Origin of the sequence: Bacillus sp. SIMBA_154, assembly GCF_046536015.1 — a bacterium.
Taxonomy (GTDB): domain Bacteria; phylum Bacillota; class Bacilli; order Bacillales; family Bacillaceae; genus Bacillus; species Bacillus pumilus_P.
Window position 1 is genome coordinate 1 of record NZ_JAWJBV010000101.1, and the last position, 360, is coordinate 360.

The 360-nt window shown below is 36.7% G+C and carries 1 protein-coding gene; it reads left to right on the forward strand.

The genetic code is table 11. The features are described 5' to 3' along the window. On the forward strand, positions 1-255 hold a 255-nt coding region (locus tag R0K30_RS21295; RefSeq protein WP_410612762.1), incomplete at its 5' end, for a DUF2721 domain-containing protein. Between the last annotated feature and the right edge of the window lie 105 nt (positions 256-360).

A 360-nucleotide genomic window follows, 5' to 3' on the forward strand; every position in this document is an offset into this window, starting at 1 on the left:
CTTAAGCGCTCCCGCTGCATTCATATTGCATTTAGTTTAAGTGTCTTAAGCGCATTATTAGTATGTGCCGTAGTTATGCTGTTGTTTTTATCGCACATACAATCGATTAATTTAGGTGTTACTATCGGTAGTTGTTTTGTTGGTGCCATGGCATTGCTAATATGTGCATTTATGTCATTACTTGGCGAGGTATTCTTAGCGACACGTAGCATGCGACGAGGAATGATATTTGCTGATATTGATATAAATGACTAAAACCAGCTCTTTATCTTGAACTAAAGCCTGAGCTAAGATACAAAGATAATTAATGAACCCTTAAAGGAGTAGAGTAAAGTGAAATTGAAGCAAGTATTTATCGGG